The organism is Stenotrophomonas sp. Sm2128, from assembly GCF_030985535.1.
In the GTDB taxonomy this organism is placed as follows: domain Bacteria; phylum Pseudomonadota; class Gammaproteobacteria; order Xanthomonadales; family Xanthomonadaceae; genus Stenotrophomonas; species Stenotrophomonas maltophilia.
Window position 1 is genome coordinate 1 of sequence record NZ_JAPTFQ010000008.1, and the last position, 19,760, is coordinate 19,760.

Below are 19,760 nucleotides of genomic sequence, written 5' to 3' on the forward strand. Positions count from 1 at the left end.
CGGCATGGATGCCGCGGCCAAGCCCCCATGGACGGGTTTACGGCGTCCCCCACAACCTGGCCCACCCCGCCTACCCACAGGAAACCAGCTTTTGCCGTTGCTCTGGCTGTTGCTTCGGCCTCTGCGGGTTCCGGGCGCCGCCCGGACGACTACAATCCCGCTCATGCTGAAATTCTCGAATGAACCCCGCCGGGGGCGCCTGTGAGCGGCCGTGGGGGCAACGACGGCCAGGTCCGCATCATCGGCGGTCGCTGGCGCAATACCCGCCTGCCGGTGCCGACCCTGCCGGGGCTGCGGCCCAGCAGTGACCGCGTGCGCGAGACCCTTTTCAACTGGTTGATGCCCAGACTGGGCGGCGCGCGGGTGCTGGACCTGTTCGCCGGCAGTGGCGCGCTGGGCCTGGAGGCGGTCTCGCGCGGTGCTGCCCACGCCACCCTGGTCGAGCGCGACGCGCAGCTGGGACGCAATCTGAGCGCGGCCGTGGCGAAGCTCCAGGCCGCCGATCAGATCACCGTGGTGCAGGCCGATGCCCTGCGCTGGCTGCAGGGCGCGCCCGCGCAGCAGGCCGATCTGGTCTTCATCGACCCGCCGTTCGCCGATGGCCTGTGGCAGGACGTGCTGGCGCAGCTGCCGCGGCACCTGGCCGCCGATGCCTGGCTGTACCTGGAATCGCCGGCCGGCCACGTGCCGGTGCTGCCGCCGGACTGGCTGCTGCACCGCGAGGGCGGCACCCGCGAGGTGCGCTTTGCCCTGTACCGCCGCGCCACTGCTACACTTTGACCTCATCTGAACATCCGCATCCGCCCATGACCGTGGCCAACCGCCGCATTGCCGTCTATCCCGGCACGTTCGACCCGATCACCAACGGTCATATCGACCTGGTCAGCCGGGCCGCGCCGCTGTTTGAAAAGGTCGTGGTGGGCGTGGCGCAGAGCCCGTCCAAGGGCCCGGCGCTACCGCTGGAGCAGCGCGTGCAGCTGGCGCGTGGCGCACTGGGCCACCATGGCAACGTCGAGGTCATCGGCTTCGACACCCTGCTGGCCCATTTCGTCCGTTCGGTCCAGGGCGGGGTGCTGCTGCGTGGCCTGCGCGCGGTGTCCGATTTCGAGTACGAGTTCCAGATGGCCAGCATGAACCGTCACCTGATCCCCGAGGTCGAGACCCTGTTCCTGACCCCGGCCGAGCAGCACAGCTTCATTTCGTCCTCGCTGGTCCGCGAGATCGCGCGCCTGGGCGGCGATGTGTCCGGTTTCGTGCCGGCCGCGGTGCTCGAAGCCCTGCGCAAGGTCCGCGAAGCGAAGGCGGCACAGTCGTAAGTCCTGCTGTACCCGCACCCCATTACGCACAACACCACGCACCATTCCGGGAGGAAACCCATGAACACCACCATGCGCGCGATGCTGATCGCTTCGTTGGCCCTGGCCTTCACCGCCTGCAAGAAGGAAGAGGCCGCTCCGGTCGACGAGGCCAAGCAGGCCCTGGTCGCCCCGGCCAAGGACGACGATGCAGGCTGGAAGAAGTACCTGCAGGAAGTGGCCATCCAGAACATGGGCAACATCACCAACAGCCCGTTCCTGTACTACCTCTCCCCGGAATCGGACCCGGACTTCCAGGCCAAGTACGAGCGCCAGACCGAGAGCGCGACCCAGGCCGTGGCCCGTGGCGTGCAGCCGGGCAACATGCTGGCCTTCGGTTCGTCGGCCTCGGGCAAAATGGCTGACATGATCCAGGCCGTGTTCAAGGACGTGTCGCCGGATTCGATGAAGGGCGTGCGCGTCGTCTTCATCGGCCAGTCGGCCGACAACGCCCGCGTTCAGGCTGCGATCCAGCCGACCGGTGCCGAGTACATTTTCGTCGAAGCCAAGTAAGACCGAGCCATGGCGGCCATGCTCCGGCATGGCCCGGGCGGCGTCCTGCAAGGGCGCCGCTGATGACCTGACCGGCCCGCGCGCCCGCGCTGGCCGGTCCTTTGTCCCAAGGCGCGGGCGAGGAGTATCGCCGTGTCGCTGAAAATCAACGAGCTCTGCGTCAACTGCGACGTATGCGAGCCGGCCTGCCCGAACCAGGCCATTGCGATGGGTGAAACCATCTACGTGATCGACCCTGCGCGCTGCACCGAATGCGTGGGCCATTTCGACGAGCCACAGTGCGTGGTCGTCTGCCCGGTCGAGTGCATCGATCCGGACCCGGAGATCGTGGAAACGGAAGACCAGCTGCTGGCCAAGCTGCGCCAGCTGCAGCACGATCACCCCGAACTCTATGCGGAGCCCCCATCCGAATGAAGACGCTGATCGTCCGCCGCCTGTTGCTGCTCGGCCTGCTGCTGAGCCCGATTGCCTGGGCCGACAGCCCGGCCCGTGCCGAGCGCCCCGACGGCGCGGCCATTGCCAGCGGCCACGCGCTGGCCACCCAGGCCGGCATCGACATCCTGGCGCAGGGCGGCAACGCCTTCGACGCCGCGGTGGCGGTATCGTCCACGCTGGCGGTGGTCGAGCCGATCAGTTCCGGGCTGGGTGGCGGTGGCTTCTTCCTGCTGCACGACGCGGCCACCGGCAAGGACGTGATGCTGGACGCGCGCGAGACCGCGCCGGCCGCGGCAACGCCGCAGGCCTTCCTCGACAAGCAGGGCAACCTCGACCGTGACCGCTCGGTCAACGGTGCGTGGTCGGCCGGTATTCCGGGCCTGCCTGCGGCGCTGGTCGAGCTGTCGGCCAAGCACGGCAAGCTGCCGCTGTCTGCATCGCTGCAGCCGGCGATCCGCATCGCGCGCGAAGGCTTCCCGGTCTACGACCGCATGGCCAAGGGCTATGCCTCTCGCCGTGAGGTGATGGAGCGCTATCCCGGCACCCGTGAGGTCTACCTGCGCAACGGCAAGCCGATCGCCAGCGGTGACCTGTTCAAGCAGCCGGAGCTGGCACAGACGCTGGAGCGCTTGGCCGCAGGTGGCTTCGATGGCTTCTACAAGGGCCAGACCGGAAAGCTGTTGCTGGCCGGCGTGAAGCAGGCCGGCGGCAAGTGGACCGCTGAAGAGCTGGCCGGCTATCGCGTGAAGCAGCGCGAACCGATCGTGTTCAACTACAACGGCTGGAAGATCACCACCGCGCCGCCGCCGTCGTCCGGTGGCATCGCGCTGGCCAGCATGCTGCAGATCCTGGAAGGCTGGGACATCAACAAGATGGACCCGGCGCACCGCACCCACCTGGTGGTGGAGTCGATGCGCCGTGCCTACCGCGACCGCACCTTCTTCCTCGGCGATCCGGACTTCGTGCAGATCCCGCAGAAGGTGCTGACCAGCAAGGACTACGCACAGGGCCTGCGGGCGACCATCCATCCGGAAAAGGCCACGCCCAGCGACCTGCTGTCGGGCAACCCGACGCCGCTGGAAGACGACGAGACCACGCACTTCTCGATCATCGATCGCGACGGCAACCGCGTCGGCGCGACCCAGACCGTCAACCTGCTGTACGGCTCGGGGCTGATTCCGAAGGGCACCGGCGTGCTGCTGAACAACGAGATGGACGACTTCGCGCTGAAGCCGGGCACGCCCAACGCGTTCGGCGTGATGGGCTACGAGGCCAATGCGCCGAAGGCGGGCAAGCGCATGCTCAGCTCGATGACCCCGACCTTCATGGAGAACGCCGACAAGGTGGTGGTGCTGGGCACCCCGGGTGGCAGCCGCATCATCACCATGGTGCTGCTGGGCATCCTCGGCTACGACGCCGGCCTGGACGCGCAGCAGGTTGCCGCGCTGCCGCGCTACCACCACCAGTGGCTGCCGGACCTGATCGAAGCAGAGGACGATGCATTCGACGCGGCCACGGTGAAGCAGCTGCAGGCGATGGGTCACAAGATCGACCTGCCGGGCAATGTGGCCGCCGGGGGCCGCGGGTCCAGCCACGTGTGGGGCAACCTGCAGACCGTGGAATGGGACCGGAAGGCCAACAAGCTGTTTGGCGGCAGCGACCCGCGCAACCCGGTGGGCAGCGCCCTGGTCGCGCCGGCACGCTGATCCAGTCGTGCCGGCCGCTGGCCGCCAATCTGGCTGTTTACCGAAACCCCGCCCTTGACGGCGGGGTTTTCTGTTTCCTTTCTAGCGATTATTTAACGAGCCGGCGCCGATAATCGACACATGAAACTCTGGTCTATTCGTGGAAACTCGCAGCGCCTCGACGGCGGCGCGATGTTCGGCAACGCGCCGCGCGCGTTGTGGGAAAAATGGGCGGCACCGGACGAGCTCAATCGCATCGAGCTGGCGTGCCGTGCGCTGCTTGCCAGCCCGCTGGAAGGCAAGACCGTGCTGTTTGAAACCGGTATCGGGGCGTTCTTCGATCCGCGCATGCGTGAGCGCTATGGCGTGCAGGAAAGCCAGCACGTACTGATCGATTCGCTGCGCGAAGCAGGTTTCGAGCACGAGGACATTGATGTCGTCGTGCTCAGCCACCTGCATTTCGATCATGCCGGTGGCCTGCTGGCGGCATGGAGCGAAGGGCGTGAGCCGGAACTGCTGTTCCCCAATGCGACTTATGTGGTCGGTGCGCAGCATTGGCAGCGCGCCATGCAGCCGCATCCGCGCGACCGTGCCAGCTTCATTCCGGAGCTGCCTGGCCTGCTGCAGGCCAGCGGTCGCCTGGAAGTGGTGGACGGCGAGTATTCGAAGGTTCTGGGTCGCAGCGTTCGCTTCAGCTACAGCGATGGCCACACGCCGGGGTTGATGCTGGCCGAGATTGTCGGCCACGCGCACGCCGGCGAAGATGCGCACGGCGGGGTGGTGTTCTGTGCCGACCTGATCCCGGGGCGCTCATGGGTACACGTGCCGATCACCATGGGCTACGACCGCAATGCCGAGCTCCTGATCGACGAGAAGCGGCAGTTCCTTGAGGACAAGCTGGCGCGCAACGTGCATCTGTTTTTCACCCACGACCCGCAGGTGGCGCTGGCGCAGCTGGGTCGCGATGACAAGGGGCGTTTCGTGACCCTGCACGAGCAGGGTGAACTGAAGGCGCGCGCGCTGGGGTGACGGGTGTTCGGCAGGGCTGCTCCCTGCACCTGCAGAAGCCGAAGCAAGATCAAGAACGGCATTCCGTGGGATGGCGGTGCGGTGCGGGTGGTCAGGACACGCCGTAAACCCACCCATGGGGGCTCGATGGCGCCATCCACGGCGCCTGCCCACCTACACCGCCCCACCTCTGACAGGTGGCCGGTGGCTATTGGTGGGTGCCGACCGTTGGTCGGCACATCTGTCAGATATCGATATTCAGATGGGGTCGAATGCCATTGCCGTGCAACGGGCTCTGCCCCCATTCGATTGAACTGGACGAGCGATGCTACGACGCCTTCAGGCAGCTGCTCATGAAGGTCTTGCGCGCGTCACCGGCCAGCTTCTTGGCACCCGCGTCAGCATTGCACTTGCGCATGCGTTCCTGTTGCGCGTTGGCCGGCTTGGCTTCGGCGGCGTGGCCACTGAGGCAGGAACTCTGCGCGGTCTTGTAGGCGTCACCCTTCAAGCCCTTGTTCTTGGCCGAGCAGTCGGCCATGCGCTGCTGCTGCGGCGTGGTGGCATTGGCAGCCAGGGGCAGGCCGACCAGCAGGACAGCGGCCAGCAGGAAAGAAGCTTTCATCGAGAGCACTCCAGGCGGTGGCGGGTGCGCGGAGCATTGGCCTGCAGGCAGCAAGGCCACGTGAAGAATCGTGCCTCGGCAGCGACCGCTTGCAGGGGGGCATTCAGATCGGCGTATTACTTAGCCAGATGGGTAAGTATGATCCCGCCATTCAAGACGTGTTCCAGGCACTGGCCGACCCCACCCGATGCGCGATCGTGGCGGCGCTGGGGCAGGGGCCGCGCACGGTGTCGACCTTGGCCGAGCCTTTTGAGATGGCCTTGCCCTCGCTGATGAAGCATCTGGCCGTGCTGGAGCGCAGTGGCGTGGTGCGCAGCCGCAAGCAGGGGCGTGTACGCACCTGCGAACTGGTGCCGGAACGGTTGGGCCAGGCCGAGCAATGGCTGGCCGCGCAGCGCGTCGTGTGGGAGGCGCGCGCCGACCGCATGGTCGAGTTTGTCGAAACCCTTCACCGACAGGAGCAGGCCCATGGCCGTAGACGCAGGTAACAACCCCGAGACCGATCTGGTCATCAGTCGCGTACTGAACGCACCGCGCGCCGCCCTGTGGCGGGCGTGGACCGACCCGGAGCTGCTGCGCCAGTGGTGGTGCCCGAAGCCGTGGTCCACCGAAGTGCGTGCCTTCGACCTGCGCCCGGGCGGCGCCTTCCACACCTTCATGCAGGGCCCCGACGGCGGCAGCAGTGACAACCCGGGCAGCTTCCTGGAGATCGTGCCGCAGCAGCGTCTGGTGTTCACCTCGATGCTGGGCCCGGGCTGGCGGCCGCAGTCACCGTGGCTGGGCTTCACCGCCATCATCTCGATGGAGGATGAGGGCCAGGGCTGTCGTTACACCGCGCAGGTGATGCACCCGGACAAGGCCCTGCGCGACCAGCATGAGCAGATGGGCTTCTTCGACGGCTGGAACACCGTCATCGGCCAGCTGGAAGCGTTCGCGGCCGGCCTGTAGGCCGGCATCCGGGGTGGGGTCAGAGCCCTTTCTGCGAAAGGGATCCGACCCCGGTTCACCGGATCAACCGACGCGGGTACCGAAGATGCGGTCACCGGCATCGCCCAGGCCGGGCAGGATGTAGCCCTTGTCGTTGAGCTGGGCATCGATGGCCGCGGTGTAGATTTCCACGTCCGGATGCACGGCCTTGACTGCTTCGATGCCTTCCGGCGCGGCCACCAGGAAGATGCCCTTGATGCGGCGGGCGCCGGCACGCTTGAGCATGTCGATGGTGGCGATCAGGGTGCCGCCGGTGGCCAGCATCGGGTCCAGGATCAGCGCGTCGCGCTCTTCCAGGCGGCCGGTCAGGCGCTCGAAGTAGGGCACCGGCTGCAGGGTTTCCTCATCGCGCTGCAGGCCGACCACGCTGACGCGTGCCGCCGGGATCAGCGACAGCACGCCGCTGAGCATGCCCAGGCCGGCGCGCAGGATCGGCACCACGGTGATCTTGGCGCCGGCGATGCGCTGCACGGTGACCGGGCCGGCCCAGCCGGCCAGGGTGTGCGGCTCGGTGTCCAGGTCGGCGGTGGCCTCGTAGGCCAGCAGCGTGCCGAGCTCGTTGGCCAGTTCGCGGAAATCCTTGGTGCTGAGCGCAGCGTTGCGCATCAGGCCGATCTTGTGCTGCACCAGCGGGTGGCGCACTTCGACGATCTTCATGGTCGGGAAGGGGGATAAGGAGAGAGGACGCCATTTTGCCGGATTGGGCGCCCAACCCCAAACCGGGGCCGGAGACGGCCTGCATGAAATGTGCAGATGCATGTCATTGCCATGCAACCTTGCGGACATACCGTGCAGACCCATTCTTAACAGGAATGGGGATTCCCAGTGCATATCAAGACTCCGTTGGCCGTTGCCATCACCCTGACCCTGGCGATGGGGGCTGCTGCACCACTGCAGGCCGCCGGGCAGCAGGCGGTCGCCGCCACCGGTGCAGTGGCCGCCGATGCGGTCGACCTGGACCGCATTGAAGTGCGCGCCCAGCTTGAATCGCAGATCCGCGCGGTGGACCTCAAGCGCAGCAGCAACGCCATCGAGGATGCGGTGTCGTCCGACGCGCTGGGCCAGTACCCGGACAAGAACGTGGCCGAGTCGCTGCAACGCCTGCCGGGCATCAGCGTGACGCGCGACCAGGGCGAGGGCCGCTACGTGGTCGTGCGCGGACTGGATGCCAACCTCAACAGCGTCAGCGTCGACGGCATCGCCATCGGCACACCGGACAACTCCAGCCGCGCCGCACCGATGGACGTGATCCCGTCCGATTCGACCGAGCGCCTGCGCGTGATCAAATCACCGACCCCGGACATGCCGGGCGACGCCATTGGCGGCGCGATCCTGGTCGAGACCGCCTCGGCGTTCGACCGCGAGGGCCGCAGCCTGCGTGGCAAGATCGAAGGCAGCCACCAGCAGCTTTCGGGCGAGACCAGCCCGAAGGCCGCGTTCAACTACAGCGAAGTGTTCAACGACACCTTCGGCATTGCCGCCGGCGTGAACTACCAGAAGCGGACGTTCGAATCGGACAACAGCGAAGTGGAGTACGGTGATGTCAGCGGGAACAAGGATCCGACCACCACCCGCCCGGGCGAAATCACCGCGCTGAACCTGCAGAACCGCAAGTACGAGATCGAGCGCAAGCGCATCGGCGCCAACCTCAATTTCGACTGGCGCCCGAACGAGGACAGCCGTTACTACCTGCGCACGCTGTACAGCCAGTTCGACGATGCCGAAACCCGCCAGCGCGTGATCTTCAACTTCAACAGCGCCGACATGATCGCCACCGGCACCGACCAGTATCGACTTGCCGGCATGCCGAAGGATTCGATCGACAAGCGCATGCGCTACCGGACCAAGGAAGAGAACACCTTCGCCGCCAGCCTGGGTGGCGAGAACAAGCTGACCGACGCGGTACTGGACTACAAGATCGGCTATACCCGTACCGAAGAACGCGTGGACGACGAGATCGAGTCGCGCTTCAAGCTCAACGGCAAGGCCTTCAATGGCACGTTGGACCAGCGTAGCCGCCTGCCCACCTACACCTTCGACAACGATCAGTGGCTGGACAACGCCAACTACAAGTTCGACCGTGTGGTGGCCAAGCCGAAGAAGGTGGACGACGAGGAGCGCAGCGCGCAGGTCAACATCCGCTTCGACGGCGACAACAGCAGCTACAAGTTCGGCCTGCTCGGGCGCTGGCGCGACCGTGACGTGAATGTCGATGAGGCGTCGCTGCGCGTGGGTCCGGCGATCAAGCTCAGTGACTGGACCACCGGCTCGCCGGAACATCGCCACGGCCCGATGGGGCAGGGCATGGACTCGTCGGCGATGCGCAGCTACTGGTCGCAGCACGGTGGCGAATACAGCGCGCGTCCGCAGGATGTCGGTGGCAACGCCGCGACGTCTCTGGAAGGCGACTACACCGCGCGCGAAGACGTGTTCGCCAGCTATGCGATGGGCACCTGGGACATCGGTGCGCTGCGCGTGATCGGCGGCGTGCGTGTGGAGAACACCCGCTTCAGCGCCACCGGCAATCGCGTGGACGTGGCCAAGGACGGGCGCTCCTACACCGCGACCCGGGTCACCGCCAGCAAGAGCTACAACAACGTACTGCCGGGCCTGCACCTGCGTTACGACGCCAGCGACGACTGGGTATTCCGCTTCGCCGCCAACAAGACGGTGGCGCGCCCGGGCTTCGGCGATGCCTCGCCGCGCATCGGCCTGGCCCGCAACGACAATGAAGTGCGCCTGGGCAATCCGGAGCTGGATCCGTACGAGTCGACCAACATCGACCTGTCGGTGGAGAAGTACATCGGCGACAGCGGCATCCTCTCGCTGGGCGTGTTCCACAAGTCGATCGACGGCTACATCGTGCAGGTCCGCCAGGCCGGCGCCGACGGCATCTACGACGGCCTGCCGGTGGTGACCTCGGTCAATGGCGACAAGGCCAAGGTGCGTGGCGCCGAGTTCAACTGGCAGCAGCAGCTGTCGTTCCTCCCGGCTGGCTGGGATGGCCTGCTGGTGGGTGCCAGCGGCACCTGGCTGGACACTGATTTCGACCCGGGCCTGGCCAAGCGCGCCGGTGAGGACTTCACCCTGCCGCGCGCCTCGAAGAACGTGTACAGCGCGCACATCGGTTACGAGAAGTACGGCCTGAGCACCCGCGTGGCAGCCGTGCACCGCAGCGAGTACCTGGATACCCTTGGTGCCGGCCGTGCCTTCGACATCTACGTAGCGCCGAACACCCAGCTCGACTTCTCGCTTGACTACAGGTTCACTCCGCGCGTGAGCATGTATTTCGAGGCACAGAACCTGCTGGACAAGCCGCTGGAGCTGTACCAGGGCACGCGCTCGCGCACCCTGCAGATGGAAGAATATGGCCGCACCTACGCACTGGGCCTGAAGGTGGCACTGTGAGCGGGCCTCGCATCACCCTGCTGGCCACCATGCTGGCCGTGACGTTGGTGGCCGGCTGTACGCCGGCCAACGGCAATGATCCAGCCGTGGCCAAGCCCGGAGCGAAGACCACGAACGAGCGTGCGGTGACCACCATCGCCGAGGCATTCCTTTCACCGATGACGCCGGCTGACAACATCGATTCGCCTGCCGCCTGGCGTGCACCTGACGGAAAGCTGTGGCTGATCGCCACTGCCAAGGCCACCGACAAGCTGGTGGTCTACGACGGCAGCAGCGGCCAGCACCTGCGCGACGTAGGCAGCAGCGGCACCGCGCCAGGGCAGTTCGATCGCCCAAACGGCATCGCGGTGACCGACGATCTGCTGTGGATCGTGGAGCGCGACAATCACCGCGTGCAGGTACTGAGCCTGCCGGACTTCACTCCACTGGCGACCTTCGCTGCGGACGACCTGCGCAAGCCGTACGGACTGTGGGTCGACCGCCGTGCCGATGGCTACAGCGTCTACGTGACCGACTCCTGGGACAACGGCGAGGATGCACAGGGCCGTGACATCCTGCCGCCGCTGACCGAGCTGGACAAGCGCGTGCGCCAGTACCAGGTGACCCGCGATGGCGCGAAGGTCGAAGCGAAGCTTGTGGCCAGCATCGGTGATACCACTGAGGCGGGTGCCCTGCGCGTGGTCGAGTCGATCTGGGGCGACCCCGAGAACGATCGCCTGCTGATCGCCGAAGAGGACGAGGGCTACGCCAGCGAGTTCAAGGTCTACACGCTGGCCGGGCGTTTCACCGGCACCACCTTCGGCCGCGACGTGTTCAAGGCGCAGGCCGAAGGCGTAACCCTGCGCACCTGCGGCAAGGATGGTTGGTGGATCACCACCGAACAGGGCAAGCAGCGCAGCGTGTTCCACCTGTTCGACCGCCACACCCTGAAGCCGGTCGGCGCGTTCCAGGGCAATACCGTGGCCAACACCGATGGCATCTGGATGATGCCGCAGCCCAGCGCGCGCTTCCCGCACGGCGCGTTGTATGCGGTGCATGACGACCAGGGCGTGGTGGCGTTCGACTGGGAGAGCATTGCCAAGCAGTTGGCATTGCCGCTGGAGTGTGGTTCGTGAGCGGTCGTTGCCTGATGCGTACGTTGGCGCTGGGCCTGCTGCTGGCGGTGCCGTCGTTGTGCTTCGCGGCGGCTGAAGCGAACACCCAGGTGCCGGCGGGCAGCCGCCACTACGCAGCGACGACGGTGCCGGACCGCATTGTCGCTTCGCCGGCAGTCGATCCCGGCCATGGGTTCGCCGTGGCCTGGCGCACCGACGGCAGCGTGCAGGCGCCGCTGCTGGAGATTGCCCTTGCCGGTGATTCACCGGCCATCGAGGGCATCCGCCAGGTGCGCGCCACGACCCGCGCGCTGCAGACCGAGAACGGGCTGTCGCACCACCACCGCGCTGATGTCAGCGGCCTGCGGCCCGATACCCTGTACGTCTACCGCGTGCAGGGCAACGGCAGCTGGAGCGCCTGGAACCAGCTGCGCACGCTGGCTGCGCCCGACCAGCCGCTGACCCTGCTGTACTTTGGAGATACCCAGAACAAGAACGTGAGCCATGTCAGCCGCGTGGTGCGCGCCGCGCAGAAGGCCGCACCCGAGGCGCGCCTGAGCCTGTTCGCTGGCGATCTGGTCAGTGGGGGCGATGGTGCCGATGACAGCGAGTGGGGCGAATGGTTTGCCGCCACCGGTTGGCTGGCGCAGGAAACCCTGGTCGCGCCGGCGATCGGCAACCACGAGTATGTCGAGGAGTTCGAGGACACTCCGCAGGAACGCCGCGTGCTGGGCAGGCACTGGCCGGTGACGTTCGCGCTGCCGGGCAATGGGGCATCCGCCGCACAGCAGACCAGCTACTGGTTCGATGCGCAGGGCGTGCGCGTCGCCGTGGTCGATGGCACGTCGGCACTCGACCTTGGCACGGCCAAGGCGCAGGCGCAGTGGCTGGACAAGGTACTGACCGGCAATCCGCAGCCGTGGACGCTCGTGCTGCTGCACCAGCCGTTCTATTCGCCGCGCGAAGGGCGCGAGAACGCCGCATTGCGTGACGTGCTGCTGCCGGTGGTTCGTCGCCACAACGTCGATCTGGTGCTGCAGGGCCACGATCACACCTATGGCCGCCGTGGTGAAGGACAGGCCGCGACGCCGCAGTATGTGGTGACCGTGGCGGGGCCGAAGCAGTACCGTCTCTCCGACGAGGCACGTAGGACGATGGATCCGGTGGCCGAGGACACCCAGCTGTTCCAGGTGTTGCACATCGATCCGCAGCACTTGCGCTATGAAGCCCGCACGGTGACCGGGCGACTCTACGATGCCTTCGAGCTGCGTCGCGACGCCAAGGGCGGCAAGCAGCGCACGGAGCTGACCGAAGGCCGCATCACGCCGCGTGACTGCCCGCGCGCGCAGACTGCCAAGGGCCGCGCCGATCGCTGCTGGGAATGAGGAGGAGATCCAGATGAAAACCGTGCACCGTCTTGTCCCCATGGCTGCCATCGGCGGGGCCCTGCTCCTGCTCGCGACCGCGGTGGCCGCCGCCGATGGCGTGCTGCACCCGTTCCTGGTGGCGCAGCCGAAGCAGGCGCCGCAGGAAGTGAACCTGGCGGTGGAGATTCCGGCCGGCAGCTTCACCAAGTACGAGATCAAGGAGGACGGCCTGGTGCACGTGGATCGCTTCCAGTCGATGCCGGTCGCCTATCCGGCCAACTACGGTTCGATGCCGCGCACGTTGGCTGGCGACAACGATCCGCTGGACGCGCTGGTGCTGACCCGTGAACCCCTGCATCCGGGCGTGATCGTGCGCTTCCGGCCGATCGGCTACCTGAAGATGGTCGACGGCGGCGAGCACGACGAGAAGATCATCGGCGTGCCGACCGACAAGGTTGACCCGACCTACGCCAACATCCGCGACCTGGCCGATCTGCCGGAGATCGAACGACAGCGCATCGAAGCGTTCTTCCGGGTCTACAAGGACCTGCCGGCCGGGCGCAACCCGGTGCAGCTCAACGGTTGGGGCAACGCTGCCGAGGCGCGGACGCTGATCAGCGAAGCGATGAAGCGCTTCGAAAAATAGATCCACGCCATGGCTGGATTCAGTCCAGCAACGTCTCGATGAACGACTCGGCCTGCAGGCGGTCGCCCAGTACCCGGGCCACCGCCTGTACGGCTGCGTCCTGGTGTTCAGGACGGATGCCGCCATCGTCATCGTCGTTGTAGAGGTCATCGCCGGCATCGAGGTACACCGTGCCTGCAGCAGCCAGAGCCGCCATCAAGGTTGGCACATCGGCAGTGATCTCGCCGGCATCCAGCAGGCCGGCACCGTGGTGGCTGAACAGCACACGGCCGTCGTCCAGGTCGAGGATGAACGGATCAGCGCCGCGATCGGCAATCACCAGCCAGTTCGATGGCCAGTCGTTGATCCGTTCGCCGCTGACGCCATGCCATCGATAGCCGGCCTGCTGGCTCCACAGGCGCTGCAGTGGCGGTATCCAGACATCAAGGCCGGGAACGGTGATGCCGGCGCGGCCAACCCTGGCATTGATCTCTTCGCCCAGCGGCCCGACCTGCGCGTAGAACGACGCCAGTGCCGTGGGCAGCGGGAACGGGCCCTGCCAGTCACGCTCGTGCTGCGCATGCAGCAGCCCGAAGCGGGCGAATGAGGCGTGCAGATCATCCATGTCAGTTCCAACGGGTAGCGGCCGTGCAGCCTAGCAGACGGCGTCTGCGCGCATCCCCTTCACCACCGCTGGCTATCATGTGCGCCTTCCACAACGAAGGCAGTACCTGTGTCGGTAGCGTTGGTATGGTTCCGCCGTGATCTGCGGCTGCAGGACAATCCGGCCCTGCAGGCCGCGCTGGATGCCGGTCACGACGTGGTGCCGGTCTACATCCATGCGCCGCACGAAGAAGGTGAGTGGGCGCCGGGTGCTGCCTCCGATGCGTGGCGCCACCGTTCACTGGCCGCGCTGGATGCGGACCTGCGCACGCGCGGTTCCTCGCTGGTGCTGCGCGGTGGTGACAGCCTGCCGGCCCTGCAGTTGCTGATCGCGCAGACTGGCGCCGAGGCGGTGTACTGGAACCGCAAGTACGAACCGGCCACCCAGTCACGCGACGCCACCATCAAGCGCATGCTGCGCGAGCAGGGCATCGACGCGCAGAGCTGCAATGGCAGCCTGTTGTTCGAGCCTTGGGACATCGCCACCCAGCAGGGCCAGCCGTACAAGGTATTTACGCCGTACTGGCGCAATGTACTCAGTCATTGGCGCCTGCCGGCACTGCAGGCCGCACCGGAAGCACTGGCGCCGCACGCGGTCGACAGCCTGGCATTGGATGATCTCCAGCTGGCGCCGACGCTGGACTGGGATACCGGCTTCTGGGAGCACTGGCAGCCGGGTGAAGCCGGTGCGCTGGAAGCACTGTCCGTCTTTGAAGACGGTGCCCTGCGCGGGTATCGCGAGCAGCGTGACCTACCGGACCGTGTCGGGACCTCGCGGCTGTCGCCGCACCTGCATTTCGGCGAAATCGCGCCCTGGCGGATTGCCCATGCGCTGGAAGGGCTGCGTAGCGCCGGCACCGACGCCGACATCGACGGCTACCTGCGCCAGCTGGGCTGGCGTGACTTCGCCTACCACCTGCTGCATCACTTCCCGAAGACGCCCACCGACAACCTCAACCCGCGTTTCGATCGCTTCCCATGGGCAACGCCCAGTGAGGCGCAGCTGTACGACTGGCAGCGCGGCAACACCGGCGTGCCGATCGTCGATGCCGGCCTTCGCGAGCTGTGGCACACCGGCTACATGCACAACCGGGTGCGGATGATCGTGGCCAGTTACCTGTGCAAGCACCTGCGCGCGCACTGGCTGCATGGCGCACGCTGGTTCTGGGACACCCTGGTCGATGCCGACCTGGCCAACAACACCATGGGCTGGCAGTGGGTGGCCGGGACCGGTGCCGACGCGGCACCGTACTTCCGTGTGTTCAACCCCGTGACCCAGGCCGAGAAGTTCGATCCGAAGGCACGGTACATCAGCCGCTGGGTGCCCGAACTGGCCGCGCTGCCGGTGAAGGCCCGGTTTGCTCCCTGGCAGCATCCGCTGCTGCTGGCGGCACATGCCCCGGGCTATCCGCGTACGCCGCTGGTGGACCTGGCCGCGGGCCGCGACGCCGCATTGGCGGCTTACCGCCAGTCGGGGGCGGGGTAAAGGGCGACCTGAGCGATCTGGTCAGTTAGCTGAACGCGGCCCTGTCGGTGTGCCCGATCATCATTCCGGCATCGCATCGGGCTGTTTATTCTCTTTGCGCCCGCAGGCCGCCGGCCGACCGGAAACCAAGGAGAACCTCATGATCCGCAACACCACCCGCAACGTCGCACTGGCCCTGATGAGCGCGGCCGTCCTGTCGGCCTGCGCCACCGGCGGCTCCTACGTACAGAGTGACCAGTACGGCAACCCCACCGAGCAGCAGAACCGCACCGGGCGCAACGCCCTGATCGGTACCGCCATCGGCGTGGCAGCCGGCCTGCTGACCGGCGACAGCGCCACCGAGCGCCGCCAGCATGCCCTGATCGGCGCCGGTATCGGTGCGCTCAGCGGCGCCGCCGTCGGCCAGTACCAGGATCGCCAGGAACGCGCACTGCGCGAGCGCACTGCCAACACCGGCATCGATGTGCAGCGCCAGGGCGACAACATCATGCTGAACCTGCCGGACGGCATCACTTTCGACTTCGGCAAGTCGACCCTGAAGCCGCAGTTCTACGGCGCGCTGAATGGCGTGGCAGGCACCCTGCGTGACTACAACCAGACCATGATCGAAGTGGTCGGCCACACCGACAGCATCGGCAGCGATGCGGTCAACAACCGCCTGTCGAAGGAACGTGCCGACTCGGTCGCGCAGTACCTGATCGGCCAGGGCGTGCAGAGCGTGCGCATCGAAACGCTGGGCGCCGGCAAGTCGTACCCGATTGCCGACAACAGCACCGACGCCGGCCGCGCCAAGAACCGCCGCGTCGAGATCCGGGTGATTCCGCTCAAGCAATAACGCGTAGCGTTACTGCTTGAGCCGGTCCGGCCATCGGCCGGAACGAAAATGCCGCCCTTGCAGGCGGCATTTTTGTGGGTGCCGAGCGTTGCTCGGCACGCCGATAGCGCATCCCTCTGTAAGCCATGCCGACCAAGGTCGGCAACTACCAGGAGATGGGTAGGCGCTCTTGTTGCAGGCTACGCCGCCGAAGCGGCCACCTTCTCCAGGATCCGCTTGCCGCTGCTTTCCAGTGCGGCGTCTTCCTTTTCCTTCTGCTGCTGCGCCAGCTTCGCACCCGGACACTGCGCCAGCATGTAATTGGCGTCGAAGTTGAGCTTTTCGACCAGGAAGTCGACGAACGCACGCACCTTCGGCGAGACCAGGCGGCCGCCGGCGAACACGGCGTTGAAGTCCACTTCCGGGCCGGTCCAGCCGGCCAGCACGCGGCGCACCATGCCCGATTCAACGAACGGCTTGGCCATCACGTCGCCGGTCAGCAGCAGGCCTTCGCCACAGACCAATGCACCATTCAACGCAGACATGTCGTTGGCGGTCATCAGCGGGGTGACCGGGAAGTCACGCAGCTCGCCGCCGTTCTCGCCCAGCTGCCAGGTGAAGCGCGGCGAATTTCCGGTGTGGTACGGCTTGCGCATCGCCAGGATGCGATGGAACTGCAGCTCCTCCGGATGCAGCGGCTCGCCGTAGCGCTCGATGTAGGCCGGGCTGGCGAATACCTGCGTGCGCAGGCTGCCCAGCTTGCGCGCGACCAGGTTCGAATCGGGCAGGGCACCCACGCGCAGCGCAAGGTCCGCTTCGCCGGCAATCAGGTCCAGCTTTTCGTTGCCCATGTGCATGTCCAGGCGGATCTCCGGATACTGCGCATGGAACTGGCCCAGCAGCGGGGCGATCCAGGTGATGCCGATCGAATAGGGCACGGTGAAGCGCAGCCAGCCGCGCGGGCCGGACTGCAGCTGGCTTACCGCGCTCTCGGCCTCTTCCAGTTCGCGCGCGATGCGCTGGCAATGTTCGTGGTAGATCGAACCGGCTTCGGTCAGGCCGAGGCGGCGCGTGGTCCGGTGCAGCAGGCGCGCGCCCAGGCGCGTTTCCAGCTCCTGCACTTTGCGGCTGACCGTGGTCTTGGGCAGGCCGAGCGATTTGGCAGCGGCAATGAAGCTGCCTTGCTCGACCACTTTGACGAAGATCAGCGTCTCGTTGAGATCGTGGGACATGGTCGGGGATCCTGGACGTCGGGGATGGGACAATCGTGACAGAACGATTGGACCGGGAGCGGGATGATTATTCCCCTTAATCAGGACTAATCAAGTAAAGGTTTGAGGTCTATCGTGGCGCCATTCGTTAATTGGAGCCCGTCCACCATGAGCCTGCGCAACATTCTTGCCCGACTCCGGAATGCCGGCCAGAACACCCTGGACCTGGCGATGACCGTCGAAGCCCGTCCGAGTTCCTTGGTACACAAGGACTTTCGTGAGTTTACCGCGCCCATGCGTCAGCAGCGTGGCGGTGCCATCCGCCTGGCCGCTCACAAGGGTGACCGCCTGCGCCGAATCGGGACTATCCCGGATTTGGGAGGAAATGTCCCGTGAATGGGATGCTGACGCCTGAAGTCCTGGTCCTGGGCGGCACCGGTGCCGTCGGCCAGGGTGTGGTTGGCGCGCTGCTGGAGGCCGGCAGCCCGGTGCTGGTTGTCGGCCGCGATCCGGGCCGGCTGGCGGCGCTGCACGAGCAGTTCGCTGACGAGCCGGGCCTGGAGACGCTGCTGGGGTCGCTCAGCGACGACGGATCGGCGCGCGCGCTGGCCGAACGCATCGCGCAGCGCCCGCGCCCGTTGGCGGCGGTGATCGCCGCAATGGGTGGACCGTACCGCCGCGGTCGCGTGGTCGACCGCAACGGTGACGAACTGATGGGCGCGATGCAGGCCGATCTGATGCCGCACGTGCACGCGGTGCGTCACCTGCTGCCGCTGCTGCAGGACAACGTGCATGCGCGCCGCTACGTGATGATCGGCAGCCCGGCCAACGCCAAGCCATGGGCGGGCTACGGCGAGACCTCGATCACCACCGCCGCGCTGCGCATGTACGCGCAGGTCGTGCACCAGGAAGCGCAGGCGCTGGGCGTGCGCGCGCAGATGCTGGAAGTCTGCAGCCCGGTGTGCACCCCGGCCAATGCGGCCAATGCCTGCATCGAGTGGCCCAGCTCGCTGCTGGTGGGTCGCCGCGTTGTGTCGCTGCTGGATGGTTGCCGCGACAACCGTGCCATCGTCCGCTGTGACAGCAGCGATGCCGAACTGCCGCGCGGCCTGCTGCACCTGGAAGTTCCCCCTTTGTGGCGCGATACCGCAGGCGTCGCTTGACCTCGACCATGGTTGAGGTCGCAGGATACGCCGCCGATTTTTGCAACACGTTCTCATATAGCTGTACCACCCCTCCGTACGGATGCATGCCATGACTTCCCCCAATACCACCCCACATCGTTTCGGCCATCGCATTGCGATGGTCGGCGTGTCGATCCTCGCCGCAGCCGTGCTTGCGGCCTGCAGCGGCGGCCACGCCGAAGAAGCCGGTGCACCGCCGCCGCCGCAGGTCAGCGCCGCGCCGGTACTGGTCAAGCAGGTCAGCCAGTGGGACGAGTTCAGCGGCCGCGTCGAAGCGGTGCAGAGCGTTGAACTGCGCCCGCGCGTGTCCGGCTACATCGACAAGGTCAACTACGTCGAAGGCCAGGAAGTGAAGAAGGGCGAAGTGCTCTTCACCATCGACGCGCGCAGCTACCAGGCCGAGTACGATCGAGCGGCTGCCGAGCTGGCCCGCGCCCGCACCCAGGCCACGCTGGCCCGCAGCGAGTCCGAGCGCGCCAAGCGACTGTCCGAGCAGCAGGCGATCTCCACCGAGACCGCCGAACAGCGTCGCGCGGCCGCCGACCAGTCCGGTGCCGCCGTGCAGGCCGCGCAGGCTGCGCTGGACGCGGCCCGGCTCAACCTGGAGTTCACCAAGGTGCGTGCACCGATCGACGGCCGTGCCGGTCGCGCGATGGTCACCGCCGGCAACCTGGTCACCGCCGGCGACAGTGCCAGCGTACTGACCACGCTGGTCTCGCTGGATACCGTCTTTGTCTACTTCGATGCCGACGAAAGCACCTTCCTGCGCTACGCCCAGATGGCACGCAAGGGCGAGCGCCCGAGCGAGCGTGACAGCGAACTGCCGGTGAAGGTTGGCCTGTCCGGCGAAGAGGGCTACCCGCACTCGGGCAAGGTCGACTTCCTCGACAACCAGGTCGCCCGCAGCACCGGCACCATCCGCGTCCGCGCACTGCTGGACAACGCCGACCGCCAGTTCACGCCGGGCCTGTTCGCCCGCGTGCAGCTGCTCGGCAGCGGCCAGTTCCAGGCGCTGCTGATCGATGACAGGGCCGTGCTGACCGACCAGGACCGCAAGTACGTCTACGTGGTCGACAAGGATGGCAAGGCCCAGCGCCGCGACATCCAGCTCGGTCGCACCGCTGATGGCCTGCGCATTGTCGAACACGGCCTGGCCGCGGGCGACAAGGTGATCATCGACGGCGTGCAGAAGGTCTTCATGCCGGGCATGCCGGTGCAGGCCAAGGCGGTGGCGATGCAGCCACAGCCGGCGCCGGCACCGGGCCGCGATGCCACCGCCGCCCTGAAGCACTGATCCGCGTCC

At 66.6% G+C, this 19,760-nt stretch carries 21 protein-coding genes; 17 read left to right on the plus strand and 4 right to left on the minus strand.

Translation table 11 applies throughout. The features are described 5' to 3' along the window. Positions 1–201 precede the first annotated feature (201 nt). The 6 genes from rsmD (at position 202) to O0K41_RS03975 (ending at position 5,017) form a co-directional block, all read left to right on the plus strand. On the plus strand, positions 202–780 hold the full coding sequence (rsmD, locus tag O0K41_RS03950) for a 16S rRNA (guanine(966)-N(2))-methyltransferase RsmD (protein WP_005412982.1): 579 nt from the start codon (positions 202–204) through the stop codon (positions 778–780). A gap of 26 nt (positions 781–806) precedes the next feature. Next, positions 807–1,316 (plus strand): pantetheine-phosphate adenylyltransferase, encoded by a 510-nt coding sequence (gene coaD / locus O0K41_RS03955; protein ID WP_005409091.1) that lies wholly within the window; start codon positions 807–809, stop codon positions 1,314–1,316. 60 nt (positions 1,317–1,376) lie between these two features. After that, positions 1,377–1,868: a hypothetical protein gene (locus O0K41_RS03960; protein ID WP_005409092.1), complete on the plus strand. Its 492-nt coding sequence runs from the start codon at positions 1,377–1,379 to the stop codon at positions 1,866–1,868. A 132-nt stretch (positions 1,869–2,000) separates the two neighbouring features. Then, entirely contained in the window at positions 2,001–2,282 is a 282-nt protein-coding gene (locus tag O0K41_RS03965; RefSeq protein ID WP_004153175.1) for a YfhL family 4Fe-4S dicluster ferredoxin, read from the plus strand. Further along, positions 2,279–4,009 (plus strand): gamma-glutamyltransferase, encoded by a 1,731-nt coding sequence (gene ggt, locus O0K41_RS03970; RefSeq protein WP_049449194.1) that lies wholly within the window; start codon positions 2,279–2,281, stop codon positions 4,007–4,009. Before O0K41_RS03965 ends, ggt begins: the two co-directional genes overlap by 4 nt. 120 nt (positions 4,010–4,129) lie before the next feature. Next, positions 4,130–5,017, plus strand: a complete 888-nt coding sequence (locus O0K41_RS03975; protein ID WP_005412984.1) for an MBL fold metallo-hydrolase — start codon at positions 4,130–4,132, stop codon at positions 5,015–5,017. 307 nt (positions 5,018–5,324) lie between these two features. On the opposite strand, the gene O0K41_RS03980 is transcribed toward O0K41_RS03975, so the two are convergent. Continuing rightward, on the minus strand, positions 5,325–5,618 hold the full coding sequence (locus tag O0K41_RS03980; RefSeq protein WP_005412985.1) for a PsiF family protein: 294 nt from the start codon (positions 5,616–5,618) through the stop codon (positions 5,325–5,327). Between the two features lie 128 nt (positions 5,619–5,746). Here O0K41_RS03980 and O0K41_RS03985 point away from each other — a divergent pair, with 128 nt between their 5' ends. Both O0K41_RS03985 and O0K41_RS03990 read left to right on the plus strand, forming a co-directional pair. Continuing rightward, positions 5,747–6,106, plus strand: a complete 360-nt coding sequence (locus O0K41_RS03985) for a metalloregulator ArsR/SmtB family transcription factor (RefSeq protein ID WP_005409097.1) — start codon at positions 5,747–5,749, stop codon at positions 6,104–6,106. Then, positions 6,087–6,566, plus strand: coding sequence for an SRPBCC family protein (locus tag O0K41_RS03990; RefSeq protein WP_024956419.1), 480 nt, complete (start codon positions 6,087–6,089; stop codon positions 6,564–6,566). Before O0K41_RS03985 ends, O0K41_RS03990 begins: the two co-directional genes overlap by 20 nt. 63 nt (positions 6,567–6,629) lie before the next feature. On the opposite strand, the gene upp is transcribed toward O0K41_RS03990, so the two are convergent. Next, positions 6,630–7,262 (minus strand): uracil phosphoribosyltransferase, encoded by a 633-nt coding sequence (upp, locus tag O0K41_RS03995; RefSeq protein ID WP_005416149.1) that lies wholly within the window; start codon positions 7,260–7,262, stop codon positions 6,630–6,632. Positions 7,263–7,430: 168 nt separating this feature from the next. Between upp and O0K41_RS04000 the strand changes: the two genes are divergently transcribed. Genes O0K41_RS04000 through O0K41_RS04015 form a run of 4 tightly spaced genes read left to right on the plus strand, consistent with a single transcriptional unit; the run spans position 7,431 to position 13,120 of the window. Further along, entirely contained in the window at positions 7,431–10,013 is a 2,583-nt protein-coding gene (locus O0K41_RS04000) for a TonB-dependent receptor (RefSeq protein ID WP_088435619.1), read from the plus strand. Beyond that, positions 10,010–11,128, plus strand: a complete 1,119-nt coding sequence (locus O0K41_RS04005) for a phytase (protein ID WP_231522810.1) — start codon at positions 10,010–10,012, stop codon at positions 11,126–11,128. The genes O0K41_RS04000 and O0K41_RS04005 overlap by 4 nt, the downstream gene beginning before the upstream one ends. 14 nt (positions 11,129–11,142) lie before the next feature. Beyond that, positions 11,143–12,492, plus strand: a complete 1,350-nt coding sequence (locus O0K41_RS04010; RefSeq protein WP_217482223.1) for an FN3 domain-containing metallophosphoesterase family protein — start codon at positions 11,143–11,145, stop codon at positions 12,490–12,492. 13 nt (positions 12,493–12,505) lie between these two features. Then, positions 12,506–13,120: an inorganic diphosphatase gene (locus tag O0K41_RS04015; protein WP_012479786.1), complete on the plus strand. Its 615-nt coding sequence runs from the start codon at positions 12,506–12,508 to the stop codon at positions 13,118–13,120. A 19-nt stretch (positions 13,121–13,139) separates the two neighbouring features. Here the strand turns inward: O0K41_RS04015 and O0K41_RS04020 are convergent, their stop codons facing one another. Continuing rightward, positions 13,140–13,724: a hypothetical protein gene (locus tag O0K41_RS04020; protein ID WP_049432133.1), complete on the minus strand. Its 585-nt coding sequence runs from the start codon at positions 13,722–13,724 to the stop codon at positions 13,140–13,142. A 108-nt stretch (positions 13,725–13,832) separates the two neighbouring features. On the opposite strand from O0K41_RS04020, the gene O0K41_RS04025 reads away from it, so the two are divergent. Beyond that, the gene (locus tag O0K41_RS04025; RefSeq protein ID WP_164222038.1) at positions 13,833–15,248 is read left to right on the plus strand and encodes a deoxyribodipyrimidine photo-lyase; all 1,416 of its coding nucleotides are present in this window, start codon (positions 13,833–13,835) and stop codon (positions 15,246–15,248) included. A gap of 139 nt (positions 15,249–15,387) precedes the next feature. Then, positions 15,388–16,083, plus strand: coding sequence for an OmpA family lipoprotein (locus tag O0K41_RS04030; protein WP_005409106.1), 696 nt, complete (start codon positions 15,388–15,390; stop codon positions 16,081–16,083). A 179-nt stretch (positions 16,084–16,262) separates the two neighbouring features. On the opposite strand, the gene O0K41_RS04035 is transcribed toward O0K41_RS04030, so the two are convergent. Beyond that, positions 16,263–17,294, minus strand: a complete 1,032-nt coding sequence (locus O0K41_RS04035) for a LysR family transcriptional regulator (RefSeq protein WP_005409107.1) — start codon at positions 17,292–17,294, stop codon at positions 16,263–16,265. Positions 17,295–17,441: 147 nt separating this feature from the next. Here O0K41_RS04035 and O0K41_RS04040 point away from each other — a divergent pair, with 147 nt between their 5' ends. The 3 genes from O0K41_RS04040 (at position 17,442) to O0K41_RS04050 (ending at position 19,751) form a co-directional block, all read left to right on the plus strand. Then, positions 17,442–17,669 (plus strand): hypothetical protein, encoded by a 228-nt coding sequence (locus O0K41_RS04040; RefSeq protein ID WP_088435616.1) that lies wholly within the window; start codon positions 17,442–17,444, stop codon positions 17,667–17,669. After that, on the plus strand, positions 17,666–18,436 hold the full coding sequence (locus O0K41_RS04045; RefSeq protein ID WP_005409109.1) for an SDR family NAD(P)-dependent oxidoreductase: 771 nt from the start codon (positions 17,666–17,668) through the stop codon (positions 18,434–18,436). The genes O0K41_RS04040 and O0K41_RS04045 overlap by 4 nt, the downstream gene beginning before the upstream one ends. Positions 18,437–18,527: 91 nt before the next feature. After that, positions 18,528–19,751: an efflux RND transporter periplasmic adaptor subunit gene (locus tag O0K41_RS04050; RefSeq protein WP_049449210.1), complete on the plus strand. Its 1,224-nt coding sequence runs from the start codon at positions 18,528–18,530 to the stop codon at positions 19,749–19,751. Positions 19,752–19,760 lie beyond the last annotated feature (9 nt).